The organism is Mesorhizobium sp. M1A.T.Ca.IN.004.03.1.1 (assembly GCF_003997555.1).
GTDB lineage: Bacteria > Pseudomonadota > Alphaproteobacteria > Rhizobiales > Rhizobiaceae > Mesorhizobium.
This window is the reverse complement of the sequence record NZ_RZTV01000876.1, coordinates 1-245: the sequence shown is the minus strand read 5'-3', so window position 1 is coordinate 245 and position 245 is coordinate 1. Positions and strand designations below refer to the sequence as shown.

Below are 245 nucleotides of genomic sequence, written 5' to 3'. Positions count from 1 at the left end.
GCCGAGATCCTTGATCGACGGCTGGAACGGATCGTTTTCCCACAGCTCGATCGGATCGACCGGCTGGACGTCGTAATGGCCGTAAAAGAGAACATGCGGTGCATCGGAAGCAGCGCCGGCATGGTGGGCGACCACCATCGGATGGCCAGGCGTGTCGCGCACCGAGGCCGTAAAGCCGAGCCCTTCAAGATAAGCGACGAGCCATTCCGCCGCCTTTCGGCATTCGGCCTTATAGGCGGGATCAG

1 pseudogene is annotated in these 245 nt (G+C 61.6%); it reads right to left on the bottom strand.

What is annotated here, in order from left to right:
• Positions 1 to 245 (bottom strand): annotated as a pseudogene (locus EOD29_RS34190) (hypothetical protein); the annotation flags it as partial.